28 protein-coding genes are annotated in these 15,450 nt (G+C 57.7%); all 28 read right to left on the reverse strand.

Translation table 11 applies throughout. The annotated features are described in order from the left end of the window. The 28 genes from CPPEL_RS02855 to CPPEL_RS02960 all read right to left on the reverse strand — a co-directional run bounded on the left by CPPEL_RS02855 (position 1) and on the right by CPPEL_RS02960 (position 15,369). Positions 1–1,548 (reverse strand): type 1 periplasmic-binding domain-containing protein, encoded by a 1,548-nt coding sequence (locus CPPEL_RS02855; protein WP_245990488.1) that lies wholly within the window; start codon positions 1,546–1,548, stop codon positions 1–3. Positions 1,549–1,568: 20 nt separating this feature from the next. Further along, the gene (locus CPPEL_RS02860) at positions 1,569–1,880 is read right to left on the reverse strand and encodes a P27 family phage terminase small subunit (RefSeq protein WP_123959723.1); all 312 of its coding nucleotides are present in this window, start codon (positions 1,878–1,880) and stop codon (positions 1,569–1,571) included. 57 nt (positions 1,881–1,937) lie between these two features. After that, positions 1,938–2,717: a phospholipase D-like domain-containing protein gene (locus tag CPPEL_RS02865; protein ID WP_123959724.1), complete on the reverse strand. Its 780-nt coding sequence runs from the start codon at positions 2,715–2,717 to the stop codon at positions 1,938–1,940. A 363-nt stretch (positions 2,718–3,080) separates the two neighbouring features. Next, positions 3,081–3,809 (reverse strand): hypothetical protein, encoded by a 729-nt coding sequence (locus tag CPPEL_RS11260; RefSeq protein WP_245990489.1) that lies wholly within the window; start codon positions 3,807–3,809, stop codon positions 3,081–3,083. Positions 3,810–3,934: 125 nt separating this feature from the next. Further along, a complete protein-coding gene (locus CPPEL_RS02875; protein WP_123959725.1) occupies positions 3,935–4,534 on the reverse strand; it encodes a hypothetical protein in 600 nt (199 codons plus the stop codon). Between the two features lie 12 nt (positions 4,535–4,546). Then, the gene (locus CPPEL_RS02880) at positions 4,547–4,834 is read right to left on the reverse strand and encodes a hypothetical protein (RefSeq protein WP_123959726.1); all 288 of its coding nucleotides are present in this window, start codon (positions 4,832–4,834) and stop codon (positions 4,547–4,549) included. Then, positions 4,831–5,283, reverse strand: a complete 453-nt coding sequence (locus CPPEL_RS02885) for a hypothetical protein (protein WP_123959727.1) — start codon at positions 5,281–5,283, stop codon at positions 4,831–4,833. The genes CPPEL_RS02880 and CPPEL_RS02885 overlap by 4 nt, the downstream gene beginning before the upstream one ends. A 19-nt stretch (positions 5,284–5,302) precedes the next feature. Beyond that, positions 5,303–5,797, reverse strand: coding sequence for a hypothetical protein (locus tag CPPEL_RS02890; protein ID WP_123959728.1), 495 nt, complete (start codon positions 5,795–5,797; stop codon positions 5,303–5,305). Next, positions 5,794–5,970 carry a hypothetical protein gene (locus CPPEL_RS11095; protein ID WP_164470358.1) on the reverse strand — a complete coding sequence of 59 codons (177 nt, stop codon included), beginning with the start codon at positions 5,968–5,970 and terminating at the stop codon, positions 5,794–5,796. The genes CPPEL_RS02890 and CPPEL_RS11095 overlap by 4 nt, the downstream gene beginning before the upstream one ends. 97 nt (positions 5,971–6,067) lie before the next feature. Continuing rightward, entirely contained in the window at positions 6,068–6,481 is a 414-nt protein-coding gene (locus CPPEL_RS02895; protein WP_123959729.1) for a hypothetical protein, read from the reverse strand. A 13-nt stretch (positions 6,482–6,494) separates the two neighbouring features. Next, positions 6,495–6,638: a hypothetical protein gene (locus CPPEL_RS11100; RefSeq protein WP_164470359.1), complete on the reverse strand. Its 144-nt coding sequence runs from the start codon at positions 6,636–6,638 to the stop codon at positions 6,495–6,497. Next, on the reverse strand, positions 6,635–6,790 hold the full coding sequence (locus tag CPPEL_RS11105) for a hypothetical protein (protein WP_164470360.1): 156 nt from the start codon (positions 6,788–6,790) through the stop codon (positions 6,635–6,637). Before CPPEL_RS11105 ends, CPPEL_RS11100 begins: the two co-directional genes overlap by 4 nt. Further along, positions 6,787–7,128: a hypothetical protein gene (locus CPPEL_RS02900; protein WP_123959730.1), complete on the reverse strand. Its 342-nt coding sequence runs from the start codon at positions 7,126–7,128 to the stop codon at positions 6,787–6,789. The genes CPPEL_RS11105 and CPPEL_RS02900 overlap by 4 nt, the downstream gene beginning before the upstream one ends. Then, entirely contained in the window at positions 7,125–7,514 is a 390-nt protein-coding gene (locus CPPEL_RS02905) for a RusA family crossover junction endodeoxyribonuclease (RefSeq protein ID WP_164470361.1), read from the reverse strand. Before CPPEL_RS02905 ends, CPPEL_RS02900 begins: the two co-directional genes overlap by 4 nt. Then, a complete protein-coding gene (locus tag CPPEL_RS11110; protein WP_164470362.1) occupies positions 7,511–7,861 on the reverse strand; it encodes a hypothetical protein in 351 nt (116 codons plus the stop codon). Before CPPEL_RS11110 ends, CPPEL_RS02905 begins: the two co-directional genes overlap by 4 nt. Before the next feature lie 3 nt (positions 7,862–7,864). Then, positions 7,865–8,281 carry a dUTP diphosphatase gene (locus CPPEL_RS02910; RefSeq protein WP_123959732.1) on the reverse strand — a complete coding sequence of 139 codons (417 nt, stop codon included), beginning with the start codon at positions 8,279–8,281 and terminating at the stop codon, positions 7,865–7,867. Continuing rightward, on the reverse strand, positions 8,278–8,652 hold the full coding sequence (locus CPPEL_RS02915; RefSeq protein WP_123959733.1) for a hypothetical protein: 375 nt from the start codon (positions 8,650–8,652) through the stop codon (positions 8,278–8,280). Before CPPEL_RS02915 ends, CPPEL_RS02910 begins: the two co-directional genes overlap by 4 nt. 296 nt (positions 8,653–8,948) lie before the next feature. Continuing rightward, the gene (locus tag CPPEL_RS02920) at positions 8,949–9,257 is read right to left on the reverse strand and encodes a helix-turn-helix domain-containing protein (RefSeq protein WP_123959734.1); all 309 of its coding nucleotides are present in this window, start codon (positions 9,255–9,257) and stop codon (positions 8,949–8,951) included. A gap of 12 nt (positions 9,258–9,269) precedes the next feature. Beyond that, positions 9,270–9,431 carry a hypothetical protein gene (locus tag CPPEL_RS11265; RefSeq protein ID WP_245990490.1) on the reverse strand — a complete coding sequence of 54 codons (162 nt, stop codon included), beginning with the start codon at positions 9,429–9,431 and terminating at the stop codon, positions 9,270–9,272. 544 nt (positions 9,432–9,975) lie between these two features. Further along, entirely contained in the window at positions 9,976–10,593 is a 618-nt protein-coding gene (locus CPPEL_RS11270; protein WP_245990491.1) for a DNA cytosine methyltransferase, read from the reverse strand. Beyond that, positions 10,574–11,008, reverse strand: coding sequence for a single-stranded DNA-binding protein (locus CPPEL_RS02930; protein ID WP_123959735.1), 435 nt, complete (start codon positions 11,006–11,008; stop codon positions 10,574–10,576). The genes CPPEL_RS11270 and CPPEL_RS02930 overlap by 20 nt, the downstream gene beginning before the upstream one ends. After that, a complete protein-coding gene (locus tag CPPEL_RS02935; RefSeq protein WP_123959736.1) occupies positions 11,008–11,880 on the reverse strand; it encodes a hypothetical protein in 873 nt (290 codons plus the stop codon). Before CPPEL_RS02935 ends, CPPEL_RS02930 begins: the two co-directional genes overlap by 1 nt. A gap of 11 nt (positions 11,881–11,891) precedes the next feature. Then, positions 11,892–12,884 (reverse strand): YqaJ viral recombinase family protein, encoded by a 993-nt coding sequence (locus tag CPPEL_RS02940; protein ID WP_123959737.1) that lies wholly within the window; start codon positions 12,882–12,884, stop codon positions 11,892–11,894. 334 nt (positions 12,885–13,218) lie between these two features. Beyond that, the gene (locus CPPEL_RS02945) at positions 13,219–13,572 is read right to left on the reverse strand and encodes a hypothetical protein (RefSeq protein ID WP_123959738.1); all 354 of its coding nucleotides are present in this window, start codon (positions 13,570–13,572) and stop codon (positions 13,219–13,221) included. Further along, complete coding sequence (locus tag CPPEL_RS11115; RefSeq protein ID WP_164470363.1) at positions 13,569–13,736, reverse strand: hypothetical protein; 168 nt, start codon at positions 13,734–13,736, stop codon at positions 13,569–13,571. Before CPPEL_RS11115 ends, CPPEL_RS02945 begins: the two co-directional genes overlap by 4 nt. Before the next feature lie 9 nt (positions 13,737–13,745). Further along, complete coding sequence (locus CPPEL_RS02950; protein ID WP_123959739.1) at positions 13,746–13,931, reverse strand: helix-turn-helix domain-containing protein; 186 nt, start codon at positions 13,929–13,931, stop codon at positions 13,746–13,748. A gap of 461 nt (positions 13,932–14,392) precedes the next feature. Next, the gene (locus CPPEL_RS02955) at positions 14,393–14,596 is read right to left on the reverse strand and encodes a hypothetical protein (protein WP_123959740.1); all 204 of its coding nucleotides are present in this window, start codon (positions 14,594–14,596) and stop codon (positions 14,393–14,395) included. Beyond that, positions 14,593–15,369: a BRO family protein gene (locus CPPEL_RS02960; RefSeq protein ID WP_164470364.1), complete on the reverse strand. Its 777-nt coding sequence runs from the start codon at positions 15,367–15,369 to the stop codon at positions 14,593–14,595. The genes CPPEL_RS02955 and CPPEL_RS02960 overlap by 4 nt, the downstream gene beginning before the upstream one ends. Positions 15,370–15,450: the final 81 nt, after the last annotated feature.

Genomic DNA, 15,450 nt, shown 5'->3' on the forward strand with positions numbered 1-15,450 from the left:
CTAAAAATCAAAATCAGCACGCCCACCACCAGCAGACGGCACAGCCACCGGAGTAAAACCGCCACGGCGCGGCATCGGCACGACCTCTTGCAGCCCGGTTTTGTCCAACGCCAAAATCGCAAACGTCGCAGCCACCAAGGGGCAACCCTCGCCACGGACACGCTTCACAGCACGCCCCATGCCACTAATCTCACGTTCTTCAACAACTCCTAGGGCGTCTAGCCAACGCGGATCACCATCATGAGTTAATGCCCCTTCGTGGATGAGCTGCTGGAGCAGCATGTAGCCTTTGGCCACGTCTTTGGCCTGCATGATCGTTGGCTCCACCCCAAGATCACTAATACCGCGCTCAATCGTTGAGGCGGGGCCACGCACATCAATCGCAGCAGCCAGCGGGTCATTGAGTTCCACGGCTTTACCCAGATCTGCGAGCAGCGCATCACGATCAAATTCGACACGATCAGCCAGCGACAAATGCACACCTTTGCGGGTTTTCACAGCAGCGACCATTGCGCACACATCGCCATTGACATTCACGTCAATACCCAGCGCGGATTCGCGCAGCTTCGTGACAGCCGGGGCATCATCCTGCAATGCTCCCCACACATCGAAATCAATAATTGGCGTGAAGTCGCTTTCTTCACCATCACGCGGCACCCAATTACCAATGCCCAACGTCTCCACCAAATAGGCATCACGCAGGGTTTCGGACACCTTGGCGCTATTCGCGTCCTGCATCGCATCACGAAACTGGGCACCAGGCCCTTCAAGCGTCAAACTCGGATTGGACTGCACCAACGCCTCACGCGAGTAAATGTCCACTTGATCAGGATCAGCAGACCATTCCATAAACAAAAGCCCCGGCGCACCATCAATGCCAGCCCAGCGTTTCGCGGAAAACGTAGCACCATGCATGTGCTCCGACTTGTCCACCGGCGAAGAAATATAAATCGTGTGGGCATTTTGCTTAGCACGAGTTGTTTTGGAGATCGCCGAATGGGTCTGCTTCGGCAGGTTGAAGCACTCATCAAACACCAGCAGATCAATGGACAAACCACGGCCTGTTTTATCCGTCCTGGTGCGAAACTTCACCTTCTGCCCAGTCGGAAACACAATGGACTCTTTACCGTTAGAGCGCACCAGTTGCGGCACCCCAGGCGTTTCGGGGTCATCCTCCCACCAAAACATCAGATCTTCGCAGTGCTCGATCACATCCCACAGACGATCACGAGCATCCACAGCCGTATCCAAAAAGTGCGCCGTATGCAGAATCTCCGACTCGCCAAACAGGTAAATCCCGGCCAACTCCCTGGCCACCAGAATTTCGCCCTTGCCGTTTTGGCGCGGCACCGAAATCACAGACTCCGACGCAGCCCATTTACCATCATCGCCGGTAATGCACATGGCACGCAGCACATCTTCCTGCCAAGGAAACAGCGTCATGCCAGCACCACGGGCAAACGCGACAGCGCGATCACCACGAGAAGCGTCACCTTCGGGGATATGTGCCAGTCGCGGATACCGCGAGCCAATCAACTGCGACTCCACAACCAATCACCCCCCCCTGTTTAGACGGCCTTTAGGCCAGATCCGCCACGCGCACGCCGTGACTGCTTCTGCTGCCCAAAAAGATCAGGGCGCTGCTGCACCCACCCGCGAATCTCCTGCGAAGCCCGCTTCTCAATCACCAACGCGGGGTGCTCCACCGGAAAGCCCTTACCATCGTCCACGATGGTGCCTTCACGTTGGATCACCTCCTGCGCTTCACGGACACGGAGAATCAGCCCGGCGACTGTTTCCACTGCTGCCAGGTCAAAGTGGTTCAGATCCCGCCCGGCTCGGAGCGCCTCGACCTCATCATCAAATGCAGACAACACCATCACCTCCTTTTGGGCATGAAAAAAGCCCCACAATGTGGGGCAAGCATGTTTGTTCCTTTAACCGGCTTCGCGGGCAAGCGACACCTGTCCAACCTGCACCGCACCGACATGGCGCGCAACACCAGACACCGAAAGTACCTGCCTTGCCGGATCAACCGACCGCAGCCCAGGCATCACGCGACCAAACGACCTTGACTCAGGGGCTTCACGAAACGCGGCACCAACAAAATCCTCGAACATATCGCAGCGCTCTGGATCGTCCGTCATCTCGAATTGTTCGCAGCGAATGTTCTTGTTGAGGTTCATTGAAGAAGTGATGCACACATCCCAATCCTCATTGCGGATCAGCACAAACTTCGCGTGAGTCCGGATCGTAATCACCGCGTCCTCGCCAAACAGCGCATCGATCTCATGCACCCCAGCTTGGCCTTTCTTCTGCCTACCCGAGTCCATGATGAAACGAATCGACCGGATGCGCCCATCATCCCGGAAATTCTTCGCGGCCTCCAAGTCATAGAAACCCGCAGACCAGGTTGCGATGGTCACATCAGCAGGGCCGGTGATATCCAAGGTGGCCTGCACCAAATCAATCAGCGAGAACTGCCCATACGTCAAACCGAGCACGTCCATGCCGTGATCAAAACCCGCGATAGACTGCGCAGCCACACCAGCCTTTGAGAACCTGGCGTGAGCCTTACGCGCCGGGCGAGCATGCGCAGGCTCAGGGTGCGCTGCCAGCGACTCCGCAAGGTGCTTCACCATCGCATTGGATAGCTCCAACCCCTCATCATTGGCGACACGCTTCAAAACGCGGGCGAGCTTGCTAGAATCGGTCATGTTGTTGAATCCTTTCTTTCAGCAACCACGCCGTTGGGAACTCCACTTCCGCAACGGCCTTACTTTTATCCATTCTAGCAGGTCACACACTGTTTTTGCCACTTTTACACGCCCAAAACAAGCGATCTGCACCACGCAATCTAAGCCCATCTAAGGCGACCAACCCCAAAACCCAGTACTAGGCCACACCGCACACCTAAAAGGCTCACAGCGCGCATTAGGACGCGGTTTAGAGCCGAAAATAATCCAGAGGAGAGAGAAGGCCAGACTGTGCAATCGAGGGGGGTCGGGCGTGGCCATCCATCTAAGATTATTGGGGGACGGTTTCATTAAGCGTTCGCGCTGGTCACAGGGCGGGGCACCTCATCCCCACTTGAAACCCGTTTCCGTTTGGGGTTGTTCGACGGGCTTTTTCGCCAACGCAGGCCGAAGGTGGTCACGCTTTCCATCTTGGCGCGCCGAGTTGCAACTGAAATGCAACAACCGTCCTGCTGCTTGGTTGAGGCCAGCGCCCCCGGCTTGGAGGTGATCAGCAGCCAGGGGCTTACCATCCGGGTTGCGCTCGGCTTCCCGGTACATGGGCTTTCCACACCACCAGCACGGCTGCCCTTGGGTCATGTTCGTGAGCATCGCCTTACGGATCTTTTGGTGCTGGTGATGATAGCCACGCTCCTTTGTGGTGCGCTTCCGCTTACCGCTTTTCTGATTGCTGTAATACTTGCCAGCGACTTTCAGCATCGCTTCTGGTCGCTCCTGCTTGATGCGCTTCATCACCACGTCTTTGCCGGGGTCAATCTCGTGCACCGTCGCACCATGCGCACGGTATTTGTCGAGCGTTGCTTCGGATGGTGTTGAGTGAATGATCCACACATCATGCTCACCCGCATGCTTGATCGCGGCATCGATGAGTGTTTTGCGCATCGCCTTTGTGATCGCGCGAATGTGCTGCACATGCTCGTGATTCGATGGTGTCTTACCTGCGATGGTGTTGGCGAGGTCATCGAAGTCCACGGTCACGTCACCATCGTGTCGCTGCTCGCGTATGTAGGTGGATTTTCCTGCGGCTGGTGGCCCGGTGACGATATGCAGCATGGGCACCCCCTGGTGTAGATACGGGTAAACCCCCAGCGGGTAGGCCGGGGGTTGTTTTTTGTAAACCAACCTAGTGTGTATCGAGGGTGTGGTTTACCACCACGTCGATTATAGCATTAGACCGTTCAGTCTATCAAGTGTTTTGCAGTGCATCGCTGATGCTCAATGTGCTGTATGGCTTCTGCTGCGCAATACAGCGAGCGACCTTGCCTGTCTTTCACTCGACTGATGTAGCCGCGGTTCGCCCAATTCCTCAGATCCTCCCTTGTTTTGAGGTGGCCATGCATCTGCAGCACCTGCAGCACAGCGGTTGCGGTGTTGAAAGTCTTGGCGCTTTGTGTCGCCGGTTCCGCTGGTTGAAGCAGGCCGGTGAGTTGCTTGCGCTGCTGTTCGATCTCATCCAGTACATCCTGAATGAAGTCTTGCTGCATGGCGGCTTGGAGGTTGAATTGTAGCCACCTGAGTAGGGGGATGGCTTCGGCGGGGAGTTCTCGGCCTGGGGTGACGCGGTGGGCTAGGTCGCGGATGAGTTCCGCGAGGTTGGTTGCGAGATCGATGCTGATATCGGTGAGGCGGCCACCTGGGGTTCTGGGTCCTGGATGGGGTGGGGTGTGTCCGATCTTTTCTTTTTGGGGTGGGGGGCTGTGTTTTTTGTGCTCCAGTTCTTGGTGGAGGGCGATTGATGTTCGGATGAGCTGGCGGGCTTCCTGCTCATTTAGCTGCATGCGCAGCCTCCTTTAGTATTCGACTGGTTTTGTGACGAGGCGGCACATGATGCGCACGCGGAGGCCTTCCTGCTCCCACCGCTCAAGGATGCCGGCAATTTCTTCCGGATCGACATGCCACGATGCGTAGGTGGGGTCGGTGGTGATAGCGAACCTGTTGCGGTGCATGTACACCCATTCGTTGTAAGGCTCATCGCATCGGTACTGGGGTGCGAATTCGAACTGCATGTGCTTGATCAGGGCGCGCACGTCCTCAAGCGCTTCAAGGTGCTGTTTCACGGTGAGGTGGGTGAGGATCATTCGATTACCTCCAATTCGGTGGACGCTAGGCGGCGGACGATGCGGGTCGGGTATTTCGTGGTCTTAGCGTGTTCCTGTGCCTGCTTGATGGTGTCAAACCACCTGCCATTGGCGGGCACTTCGGTGGTGATCAGGGCAAACAGGTTGGTGTGTTTGTAGAGCTCCCAGCGGTCTGGCTCGTATTGCAGCTCCACCGCATATTCCCAGCGCATGTTGGCGATCTGCTTGGCCATGTCCGGGGCGGTGGCCATGAGCTCAAATGTGGCGTGCCACTCATCGGCAACCCTTTCGGATACCTCTTTCTGGACTAGTGCGTGTCCGTCGCGGCTTGTTATTTGCATGCTATGACTGGGTGGGCAGTCAGCCCACTGCTCCCCAGACTCTTCGAGTTCATAAGGCCCTGGGGTGGCGCCTTTAAGCAACGCTTGGGCTTTATCTGGTGTGATCATTCGTCCATCTCCAGGGTAGTTAGTCGAGTGCCCGGGGCTTCTGCTCGCGGGTGGCGTCGACGAGTTCCGGCTGGTGTACGGTGCGCACCAAGATGGCGGTTGGGTAGGCGCTGGTGGCAGCATGTTCTTCGGCTTCTTCTTTGGTCTTGAACCAGGTGGCGGCATGTGGGCATGCGGTGGTGAGTACGCCCCCGGTGTGCCCCATGCTCTTGTAGTAGGCCCAGCGCCCGGCAACATACACCTGTACCGTGTATTCACGCTGCCCTTCCATGTCTAGGTAGAGGTCGCATACCATTCGGTTGCGCGGGGTTCGTAGGACTTCGAGTGCAGCCTCGTCGAGTCGGTGCTGGTAGTCACTTGGCTTGTCGTTGTCATCTTCGTCGTGCATTGGTACTCGGATATGCCCGGCTTCGTTTAGGTTTACCCAGATCTCTTCCTCGCAGGCGGGCGCAACCGTATTCATGCGCCACCCCAGGGTTTCGAGTACTTGCACAAGGTATTCCTTGGTGATCATGCTGCTTGTTCCTTGTCGTGTTGGCGGTGGCGGGCTTTGAGTATCAGGCTGATGCATTGGTCTTGGCCTGTTGGGATGCTGTGATTCAGGCCATATACATAGTCGTTGGGTTCTTGCACACCGCATGCTGGGCACTGGTAGCGGCCACCAAACAGGGTGAGTTGGCCGGTCATAGTGGCACCCCGTTCACCAGGTGATTGAGGGCTTCGCCGAGGTAGCCGATAGCAAAACCCGAATCGGTGAGCAGCAGGGCGAATAGGTCGATGAGGGTCATTTAGTGCGCTCCTGTTCTTGGTACGGTTCCCATTCAGTGCAGAAGCGAGCTGCGACCGCTTCGCCATCTCGGTAGGTGCGGTTGGGGTGAATGAAGTTCTCTTCGTCGATGCACTCATCGCCGTCTGGCAATACGGATATGAATTTGTCTATGTAGTCCCACTCGACGCGGGCGAACTCGGTTTTCATTTTGGGTGGTGTTCCATCCGCATTCCACGCGCGGGGCAGATCGAAGCGCGGGGTGAGGGTTCCGGGGACGGTTATCATCCCGCATTCGCCGTCGTAGATGACGTCCGCGTAGCCGTGGTGCCGTTTGCTCATGCCAGCAAAAATTGCGAGGCAATCCAGGCCTTTCAGGTAGCCGAAGTCGCACCACATGCCCCGGCACTGGTCGCGTTCTTCTTGGGTCATGTCCGCCAGGGTTTTAGGCAAGGTAGTCACCAACTTCTTCTTCCCAGTCGTCGATTACGGTATCGAGGCTGTCCATCACGCCATCGGCGTAGCCGTCAAGCCCGAAGGGGGCTAGAGCGCGCTCAATCCGGTACTGGACTTCATCGCGGATATTCATTTGGTGTTCTCCTGTTCTTGGGTGGTGATGTGGCGGAAGGCTGGGGCTTGGGCTGCCCAGGCTTGGGCGGTGGCCATGTCTTGGAATTCGGTGCGGTGCCAGATGTGGCCGGATTTGGGGGCTTGGACGATGCCGAGGATGCGTTCACTCATGCTTTGTGCTCCTTGAGGTAGGTCAGGGCGGATTCGAGTAGGTCGATCAGGGCTTGGGTGTCTGCTTCGTTGATGCGGATGCGGGCAAGTCGCGTGGTGGTGTCGCAGGCGGATAGGTGCAGGTGGGTGTTGCCTGCGGTGACTTCGGCGGTGAATAGGTCGCTGTTGAATTCCCATGTGGGGCGGTGTTCTGATTGGTCGCGCCCGAGGGTGATGTCAAGCGGGGATGGGCCTTTGAGCATGCCGCCACGGTGGAGTTGGCGGATGAGTTCGCGTTCGCCTCCGCCGGTTTCGGCGATGTGGTCTGCGAGTTCCATTGCCTGGTCGAATATGGTCATGTGATCTCCTGGATGGTGAGTTGGGCACCTGGTGCGTGTGTGGGGGTTTCGTAGGTTTTTTGGATGTTCCAGTGGGTGATGCGGGCATCGTCTTTGACGATGCCGCCGTATTGGAGTGCGTCCCCGATGGCGCGTTGGATTTTGTCCAGATCGGGCATGACGGCGGGGTGTTGGAAGCGTGGGCGTTTTGGGCGGGGCATCCACACGGTGCCGGTGACCATCACAGGGCAATCCAGTGGCGGGCCGTGGTATTGCTCCCTGCACGCCTGAATCAACGCTGTGCGCCACGCTGGGAGCTTTTTAGAGGATTCGACCATGCGGCCATGCCCCACATGCTTTTTGGAGCCCTGGGGCGCGGGTGTGCCCTCCACAGTGATGATGATCATGGTTTCCCCACCTGCCTGTTGGGGATGAGGCCTTTTCGGTGGAGTTCGCGGATCACTGTGTGGGCATCGGTTCTCGTGAACGCCCATGGTTTACCACGGTCGATGTTGTGGGCGATGCGGTGCGCGAGCTCCACGGTGGTTCGTGGTGGGTGTGTCTTGGCGTATTGCTCTTCGGCGTAGCGCATGGCGTTCCGGCGTGCGTAGAAGCCTCGGAATACGCGCCCGCCCTTCGCTTGCCATTGGGCTTGCTGTGCGAATCGGTCGGTCACCCCGGGTGGGTACACCACCCACCGGCGTTGCGGGTCATCCGGGGCGTGTTGCTTGACGCGCCATTTTTGCGGATCCATGGTTTAGGCTCCTGTGCTTCCGAATCCACCATCGCCGCGCTGGGTGTCTTGGAGGACTTTCACCTCGACGGGGGTCACCGGCGAGGTGGGGATCACCAAAAGCTGCGCTACCCGGTCGCCGGGCTGGATCACCTGACTGCGCGGGGAATTGTTCTGGATGAGGACGATGATTTCTCCGGTGTAGCCGGGGTCGATCACCCCGCCGCGCACGGCGAGGCCTTTGGCTCCGATGCTGGAGCGGTCTTTGATGATCCCGACGTGCCCTTGTGGGATGGCGGCGTGGATACCAGTGGGGATTTTTGTGGTGTGGTGGGGTGGGATGGTGGTGATTTTGCCGGTGTTGTGCAGGTCGTAGGCGGCATCATCCGCGTGGGCTTTGCGGAGAGGGTATCGGTTGGTGATGTAGGGCATGGGGGTCATTTCGTGGCCTTTCGGTTGAATCGGTTGGCTTGGCGCAGCGCGGATTGGAAATTCGTGTGTGTGTGCGGCGTCGAGGTGTTTGGGTGTGCGAGCACCCAGCGGTCGCCGATTTTGCGGATGATGGGCACACCGTCCCTGGTGGCTTTGAGCATGAGGGTGCCGGTTGTGGTCATGTGGTTCCTTTCGTGTGCTTGTGCGAGTTGCATGGCGATGCGGGGATTGGCGACGGGTTGGGGTGCGCGTCCTGGGAGTGCGAGGTGCCAGCACCCGACTTTGCGGATCAGGGTGCGCCCCGTGTCATCCGCCGCGAAACGCATGTCGGCGAGTTCGGTGTTGTGGTGTTGGGCTTTGATGTGGTTGATGATGAGCATTGGTGGTGCCCTCTAGTGGTGTGGTTGTTGAAATGGCGATCAGTTCGCATTGATGACCGATGCCGCTATGTTGGCGAATGCCACATTGCGGAGCATTACCGGTTCGGGTCTGGGGCGCTAGCCCCAGTTACAGAAGGGCGTGGGTTACTGAAAAGTAAGGCACGCCCTTCGTGGTTCACTTACTGTTACTTACTGTCTTTATGGTGCATGGGTGCACCATTGAATGGTGCATGGGTGCACCATTGAATGATGCGTGGGTGCACCATTCAAAAATGGGCAAATGGTGCATGGGTGCATCATTCGCCCTGGGGTTTAGACGGGACATTTAGCGCCCACACGACGGGGCGTCGGCCACCTCCACGCCGCGCCACAAGCGACTGATCCCCACGCACAATCAGCCCAGAATCGCGTAGCTTTTTGATGCTCCTTTGCACGGTGCTGCGGTTCATTCCGAGACGATCCGCCATGAACACGGTTGAAGGCCATGCTTGCTGAGTCCCGCTGTGGTCGCGGGCTTTGTCAGCGAGGAAATACAGCACAGCCCGTTCCGTGGGCGAAATATCGTCCACTTCGTCACTCACCCACGCCACAGCGCGGATACTCAAACACTCACCTCCTTACAGTGCGTTGTCTTGGAACAGGGTTCCGATGGCTGCGATTGCCTGCTGTGGGCACACACCATTGCCAATCGCCTTGAGTTGTTGCGCCCTGGTGAGTCCAATCTTTGGCGATGTGACCCACCCCTCGGGTAGCCCCATCATCCACTCAGCAAACGCCACGTTTAGGTGGGGTTTGCCCTTCCGATTTGGAACTGTTGGTGGTGGAGCGGGGCGGGTAGCCTCCTCCCATCGGCGAACAGCAGCCTCGTAGACTCCATAGGTTGATGCTGTGGTTTCGTGAACAATGTCCTCACGGAGGTTGCCCATGAACCTGCGTTTAGGCGAATTGAGGTCGCCACGATGCAGTTGCTTCTTCCTGGCCTCGCCCTCCCTTACGGGAAGGCTGTCCATCGTGTTTGGCGTTGGGAGCAGGGTCACGATGGTGCCCAGGTGAGTGGACTTCTCGATAGGCCTCCCGCTAGTGCGTGGCCTACCCATCACTCCATCACTCGCTTTCGGTGTAGGAAGGCACTTTGTACCCAGTTCCACAGCCACATCGGTGAGGTGTACTTGGTGGCCACCGGCGCGCAGAATATCGGGGTGCTGTGCACCACCTCCCCCACCATCACGCGCATTCGGTGTCGGGAGGTAACGCTGCCCCTGTGGGAAGTGAATGCTGACGGCTGAGAGCCCAGGAGTGTCACGGCGAAATTCGCCTGGGCTATCAGTTCGTTTCCATTCGGCTGCTACCGATGTTGGTAACATCTTGGCGTGTTCCGAGGAGGAATATCCGGGCGCGGTGATGGCATCCTCCGATGTCGGAGACTCGTAGAGTTGTCCACCGCGTGTCGTACCCGATTTCGGCCAGGTCGCCACATACGCGACCGAGTGCCCGAAGAGATCGTGCCCCCCTGTCTCCCACCTGTCCGAATCCGGGTTCCATGTCGCTATCGCTTGTGGCTGCTGCACTTAATGCTCCTTGTACATTTTCCCAGATCACATACCGTGGCCGGAGTTGGTCTATGGCTTGGCGCATGTTTACCCAGAGGTTTGATCGGGTTCCCTCGGTCATACCTGCTCGCTTACCGGCTGCAGAAAGATCCTGGCAGGGTGAGCCGCCAATGATGATGTCTACGGGTTCCACCTTTGACCAGTCGATTTTGGTGACGTCTCCAAGGTTTGGCACGTCTGGCCAGTGGTGCGCGAGGATTTTTGATGGAGCCTCATCGAATTCCACGAACCACGCTGGGGTGGCACCGAAAACGTGCTCCACAGCGAGGTCGAGTCCGCCATAGCCAGAGAACAGGCTCCCCACTTTGAGATCAGAATGGTGGTTCTTCATTTTGGTCTTGTCCGAAGCCTCCGCGCCCCCCGCTGGTGTTGTTTTGGGGCTGTTGTTGCCAGGGCGTCTGCCCCTGCTGCTGTTGTTGGCGGTGGGGCTGCAACCACACGTCAAAAACGGACATGTCCACCGATAGGCGTGTTTCACCAGATTTGTTTTCGTAGGTGCGTGTGGTGAGCTTGCCTTGCACAAGCACACGCATGCCCTTGTGCAGCACATTTGCGAGCTGTTCGGCCTGATCACCCCACACCGTCGCGTTGAAAAACAAATTGTTGCTGTTCTCCCATTCGCCCATATCGTTTTTGCGGGAGTCATTCACAGCCACGCGCATGTTCAGCACGGCCTTGCCGGTTTGGGAGTAGCGCAGCTCGGGTTCCGCCACGAGATTGCCGGCATAAGTTTGCACAGGATTCATTACTGATCACCCAAGGCCTTCCAGCGGTTGTTCGCTGCTTCGGAAACTTCATTGGGCACATCGTCATCAAAGGCCTTTTTCGCAGCGGTAGAAACAGCCTTGAGTTCGGCGCGGTCTTTCGCATCTTCGATCTTCTGCAAAAAGCCCTGCACAACCGACTGGTCAATCACCGGCTCCTCTTGCTTCTGCCCAAGTGCAGCACGCACCCCATCCAGGCCACCTTGTTTTGGTGCAGCGTCCAGGCGGGTTGCGGTGGCCTTCACTGGCTCCGGGCGCTCAAATGCGGTTGGCTCCTGCTCGGAATACAAGCCCATGAGTGCGCCGGGGGCGATGATGCGAGCAAGCTCGGCCTGGCATTTCGCCCTAAGCATTTCGATGCCATTGGTTTTGTAGCGTCCGTTTGTGGCATATCCGGCGGCTTCTGCGCGCTTCATGTCCCAGGTCACTGTCTCAACTTTGTTCGATCCGGGGCGCGTACCGCACCAGGTCACCCTGGGTTTGCCGTCCTCACCCTGGGTTGCTTCTTGTTCCCACACGCGGCATCCAACGTTTTCCGCCACGGCGATCATGGCGCGCGCATACATCCCGGTCTTGCCTTTGATCACGAAAAAGGCCTCTAGCGCCCCGTCTGGGTCAAAACCCAGCGCGGTGCCACGAATAATGGCGGCTGCTGCATCGGCAGGCTTGCCACGGTAAATGTCCGGGCAATTCCCGGTCTGCGTGATGAAGTCAGCGTAGTCCATCGCCATTGCTTTGAGCTCGGCGTGTTGGCGGAGCTTTTCTACGCCCTTCTGCATCAGCGTTTGGCCGGTGTTCGCCACGGCTGGGGCTGGTGGAAGGTTGTTGGTGGTGGTGTCGAGTTCTTGGCTCATGGTGGTTCTCCTTATTGGTAGAAGCGGGTTGTTGGTGCGCCGGTGGCGGCTTGGTACAGGTCGGGGTGTTTTGCCTTGAATTTCTTCGCGTCGAATTTCGGGGTCAAAACATCATTGGTTTTCAGCAGATGCCTGTACTCTTCGGGCACGTTGGATTGGGAGAAACGCCCCGCCTGCTTGGACACGAGCGTTTTGCCGTCCCAGGTCAAGGCCTTGAGGTCACCCATGCTGCCCACAAGATCAGCCTGTGCTTGATCCAGATCGGCCTTGGCTTGCTCAAATGTGGCCTTGGCTGCGAAATAGTGGGTGGCTAGTTCCGCCTGGGCTTCGGTTTTGCCTTCGCCCACGCTGCCCTGTGCTGCCAGCAAGGCGTCGATAACGTCTTGTGATGGTGCTGGTGGCTCCGCGTCCCCAAGAGACTTGTAGAACACATCGATCTCATGCACGATGGCGTCCCACAAATCGGCGTCCCACGCTGCCTCATAGTGGCGGGGCGATAACGGCTTGTCGTAGCCCACGAGGGCGACCACATGCGCCTGGTGTATGCCGGAGATGCCTTGCTGGGCGAGCACCTGCGCTGCAACCACCGGGGGCAGGTCATTCGGCGAGTATTCGCTTTGTTGTGCGCCCCAGGTGGCGTTGCTTGAGCTGGCTTTGCATTCGATGATGGCAAATGCCCGGCCACGCACCGCGCGCCGATCCAGCGTCACCAGATTGGGGAACGGCAGCGTTTCATCTTTGTAGGCAATTTCCGTGCTGTTGGTTCGCCACCCTGGGTTTTTGCGTTTCCAAGAATTGACGAGTCCATCTTCAATATCGTGGCCAAAATCCAGGTGATCACCTTCCAGGTGCGCGGGTTCCGCAAGCCCGGACATGACCGTCCAAAGCTCACCCCGTGTTTGGTGTGGCGATAGGCCAAGGATGATGGGCACCTTGGAGGCGGTGATAAGTTGTTGCCATTCTGGTGTGCCCGGCTTGGGCGGGTTTTTGACAATGGTGCTCATGGTTGGCTCCTGTTGAGTTTTTTGATGAGGTTTTTGCGGCGGGTGGTGCCTGGCTTGGCTATGTCATCCAGGTGCTGCACTGGGTTGCGGGTCAATTCGGTATCGGGGTGGCGCATCACCCCGACCTCTAGCGGCTCTGCTTCTTCTCCCCACTGGTGCCCACATGAGGGGCACTCCCACACCTCCCCAAGATCTGTGAGGTTGATGCAGCACGCGCTGCAATACGGGAATTGGAAAATGATCCTGGGTGGCTCCTTCAAGCGCAGGAAACGGCTATGCAGGGTCACGGTGATCCCCTAAGCCTTGGGCGCGCCACCACCCCGCGCCACGCCCTTCAATCATTGAGGGGCACCCGCTTCAAGCGCGCCACTTCTTTGATGGCGATCTCGTGCAGGTTAGCGACCGCGTTTCGCAGTGGCACGGTGAGCAACGGCGACTCCAAAAGCTCCATAGTCTCGCCCCGGATGTAATCCGCGACCCGCAGTTGATTGACCTGGAGCCGGTAGCTTTCCGGTATGCGATTCGGCTTCACCGTAGCTTTGCGTTCCACGTTTTGAGCAGCCCTGCTGATAGTGGTCAGATCACGGTGCATGCCAGCGGTAAGCGGCAGCTTTCGGAGTTTCGCTACGTCCTTTTGAATGTTGTTGGCGATTGTGGAGATGTGGCCTTGAATGAGTTTGTTGCTCATGCCACCCACCACACGGCTAGAACATTGCTTAAGGTTGCGCCGATGACGATGCCCAGCATGAGCATCACAAAGGCGGTGAGGGCGATGAAATGGCGCTGGTCATCAACAATTTTTTGTACGACTTCGCCGGGGACGGCGCGGTCATGGGGGGTTCTTGTTTGCATGTTGGTTCCTTAGTAGATGTGCTTATCGACGGTGGTTTTCTTGAAGCGGACGCGATCGCCTACGCGGATCACACCAAAATCTTTTTGAAACGCGGTGTCAGTTTGGGCTTTCCAGTAGATCGTGGAGCGCGGGATATTCAGCATCCTGGCTACTTGCACGGCGCTATAGGTCGCCGGTTCTGATAGGGTTTGCATAAGTGCTCCTATGGAGTGATTGGCCTCGCGCACATGCCTGCAAGCAGCGCGGGGCTTTTCCGTTTTGGGGTGGGGGTTGAGGGCAGCAACACCCTCACAGCGAAGGGAATGGGCTGGTCATGGGGTGCGCTTAGCGTCGAAAGGGGAAAAGCCCGCATAACCCTCAACCCCTGGTGGCGCGCCGGGGACTCGCACCCCGGGGAGTAGCTATTTCGATCCAGTGTTTTACGTCGCCTCGTGGTTCCCTCCCACCGAAGTGGGGTGCCTGCCTGTCGGCTTGCCGTTGGGGGTCATGGCGCATCTACACACCAGCGCTCGCCCCGGCCAATATCTTCTGCGGCGACAATTCACTATCAAGTTTTCAAACAACATTTCGCACAACCAATCAGGTTGGGCTTTGCGCCTGCGGTGGGAATCGAACCCACCCAAAACCATTCAGGCCATTTACCAGTGCGTTTTCGTCACGGTGATTCTTCAATCTCCGAATCACGCAACTTGATAAGCGCACCTTTCAGATCAACCGCGCCGATAGCTACACCAGCCAGCAGCCGCACCAAATCATCGCGGTCATCTTCCGCATAAGCAGCACGCCGATGCGCACGCACCCAAAGAGCGAGCACCAGCAGATTCGACACCACCAGCAGGAAAACAAGCGTTGCCATCACACCAGCCCCCAGATCTTCAGTTGGCGGTTCACAGCAGCAGCACCAGCAGGGGTGAGCTTCAAAGTTCGGCGCGGCTCACCATTCACGCGAGGGGCGTCATGGTGCGTTACTAATTGGAAATAGTTCTTTTTATCGGCATACGCGCGGTACTGGTACTCGTGGATTTTGGCGCGCTTTTTGTTTGACCAGCGCTCAAATGTGCGCGCGTAGATCCACTTGCGCTTCATCAGCACCTCACGCAGTGCTTTTTCACTCACCCCGGCGCGATTAGCGAAATCCCGGAAGGTCATCAGGTCGCTATCGGCCACAAAAGCGTCGTGGTATTCAACCTTTGGCGCGTTGGCCACGGCCTCCTGCTCCAACACCCGGCGCTTCTCGCGCTCGTCTTTGAGGGCGGTAAGGGCTTGGATCATCGAATCGGGATCATTCAGCCACTCATCTAGCGCTTGGTCGGTGGCATAGGTGCCATGCTTGCGGATAGTGGGCAAGACTTCCTCAAATACCATCCGCTCGAATTCCTGTGCGGTTTCCAGGTCACTGCCCACAATGAGGCGGTATAGGTCTGGCTCGGTGATCGTGCGGACGTTTTGAGTCCGTCCTAGCCTGTCTTGGATGGGGTCGTGATTCGCGACCCCACGGCAGTGGCGCGATACGGCATCGGCGGGGTTCTTATACCCGAGGGCGACGGCCACATCCTTGGCTACCCAGCGGGGGTTATGGGGATCATCCGCGATCACGCGGACGCCGTGCCCTTTAAAGTCGAATTTTTGCAAGTCCATTGTTATGCTTTCTGTACGTTTTGTTTTTGCCCCTGTTCCAGCAGGGGCTTTTCTCATGCTGTTGGTCGGTATCCT

The organism is Corynebacterium pseudopelargi (assembly GCF_003814005.1).
In the GTDB taxonomy this organism is placed as follows: Bacteria; Actinomycetota; Actinomycetes; order Mycobacteriales; family Mycobacteriaceae; genus Corynebacterium; species Corynebacterium pseudopelargi.

Coding starts and splice junctions, on each gene's coding strand:
- CPPEL_RS02950 (WP_123959739.1), bottom strand. CDS start 13,931: ATGCAAACCCTATCAGAACCGGCGACCTATAGCGCCGTGCAAGTAGCC.
- CPPEL_RS02940 (WP_123959737.1), bottom strand. CDS start 12,884: ATGAGCACCATTGTCAAAAACCCGCCCAAGCCGGGCACACCAGAATGG.
- CPPEL_RS02900 (WP_123959730.1), bottom strand. CDS start 7,128: ATGACCATATTCGACCAGGCAATGGAACTCGCAGACCACATCGCCGAA.
- CPPEL_RS02865 (WP_123959724.1), bottom strand. CDS start 2,717: ATGACCGATTCTAGCAAGCTCGCCCGCGTTTTGAAGCGTGTCGCCAAT.
- CPPEL_RS11115 (WP_164470363.1), bottom strand. CDS start 13,736: ATGCAAACAAGAACCCCCCATGACCGCGCCGTCCCCGGCGAAGTCGTA.
- CPPEL_RS02930 (WP_123959735.1), bottom strand. CDS start 11,008: ATGAATCCTGTGCAAACTTATGCCGGCAATCTCGTGGCGGAACCCGAG.
- CPPEL_RS11110 (WP_164470362.1), bottom strand. CDS start 7,861: ATGGATCCGCAAAAATGGCGCGTCAAGCAACACGCCCCGGATGACCCG.
- CPPEL_RS02910 (WP_123959732.1), bottom strand. CDS start 8,281: ATGACCCCCATGCCCTACATCACCAACCGATACCCTCTCCGCAAAGCC.
- CPPEL_RS11100 (WP_164470359.1), bottom strand. CDS start 6,638: ATGAATATCCGCGATGAAGTCCAGTACCGGATTGAGCGCGCTCTAGCC.
- CPPEL_RS02935 (WP_123959736.1), bottom strand. CDS start 11,880: ATGAGCCAAGAACTCGACACCACCACCAACAACCTTCCACCAGCCCCA.
- CPPEL_RS02945 (WP_123959738.1), bottom strand. CDS start 13,572: ATGAGCAACAAACTCATTCAAGGCCACATCTCCACAATCGCCAACAAC.
- CPPEL_RS02885 (WP_123959727.1), bottom strand. CDS start 5,283: ATGATCACACCAGATAAAGCCCAAGCGTTGCTTAAAGGCGCCACCCCA.
- CPPEL_RS02905 (WP_164470361.1), bottom strand. CDS start 7,514: ATGATCATCATCACTGTGGAGGGCACACCCGCGCCCCAGGGCTCCAAA.
- CPPEL_RS02880 (WP_123959726.1), bottom strand. CDS start 4,834: ATGATCCTCACCCACCTCACCGTGAAACAGCACCTTGAAGCGCTTGAG.
- CPPEL_RS11105 (WP_164470360.1), bottom strand. CDS start 6,790: ATGAGTGAACGCATCCTCGGCATCGTCCAAGCCCCCAAATCCGGCCAC.
- CPPEL_RS11270 (WP_245990491.1), bottom strand. CDS start 10,593: ATGAAGAACCACCATTCTGATCTCAAAGTGGGGAGCCTGTTCTCTGGC.
- CPPEL_RS02895 (WP_123959729.1), bottom strand. CDS start 6,481: ATGACCCAAGAAGAACGCGACCAGTGCCGGGGCATGTGGTGCGACTTC.
- CPPEL_RS11095 (WP_164470358.1), bottom strand. CDS start 5,970: ATGACCGGCCAACTCACCCTGTTTGGTGGCCGCTACCAGTGCCCAGCA.
- CPPEL_RS11260 (WP_245990489.1), bottom strand. CDS start 3,809: ATGCTGCATATCGTCACCGGGCCACCAGCCGCAGGAAAATCCACCTAC.
- CPPEL_RS02890 (WP_123959728.1), bottom strand. CDS start 5,797: ATGATCACCAAGGAATACCTTGTGCAAGTACTCGAAACCCTGGGGTGG.
- CPPEL_RS02875 (WP_123959725.1), bottom strand. CDS start 4,534: ATGCAGCTAAATGAGCAGGAAGCCCGCCAGCTCATCCGAACATCAATC.
- CPPEL_RS02860 (WP_123959723.1), bottom strand. CDS start 1,880: ATGGTGTTGTCTGCATTTGATGATGAGGTCGAGGCGCTCCGAGCCGGG.
- CPPEL_RS02915 (WP_123959733.1), bottom strand. CDS start 8,652: ATGCTCATCATCAACCACATCAAAGCCCAACACCACAACACCGAACTC.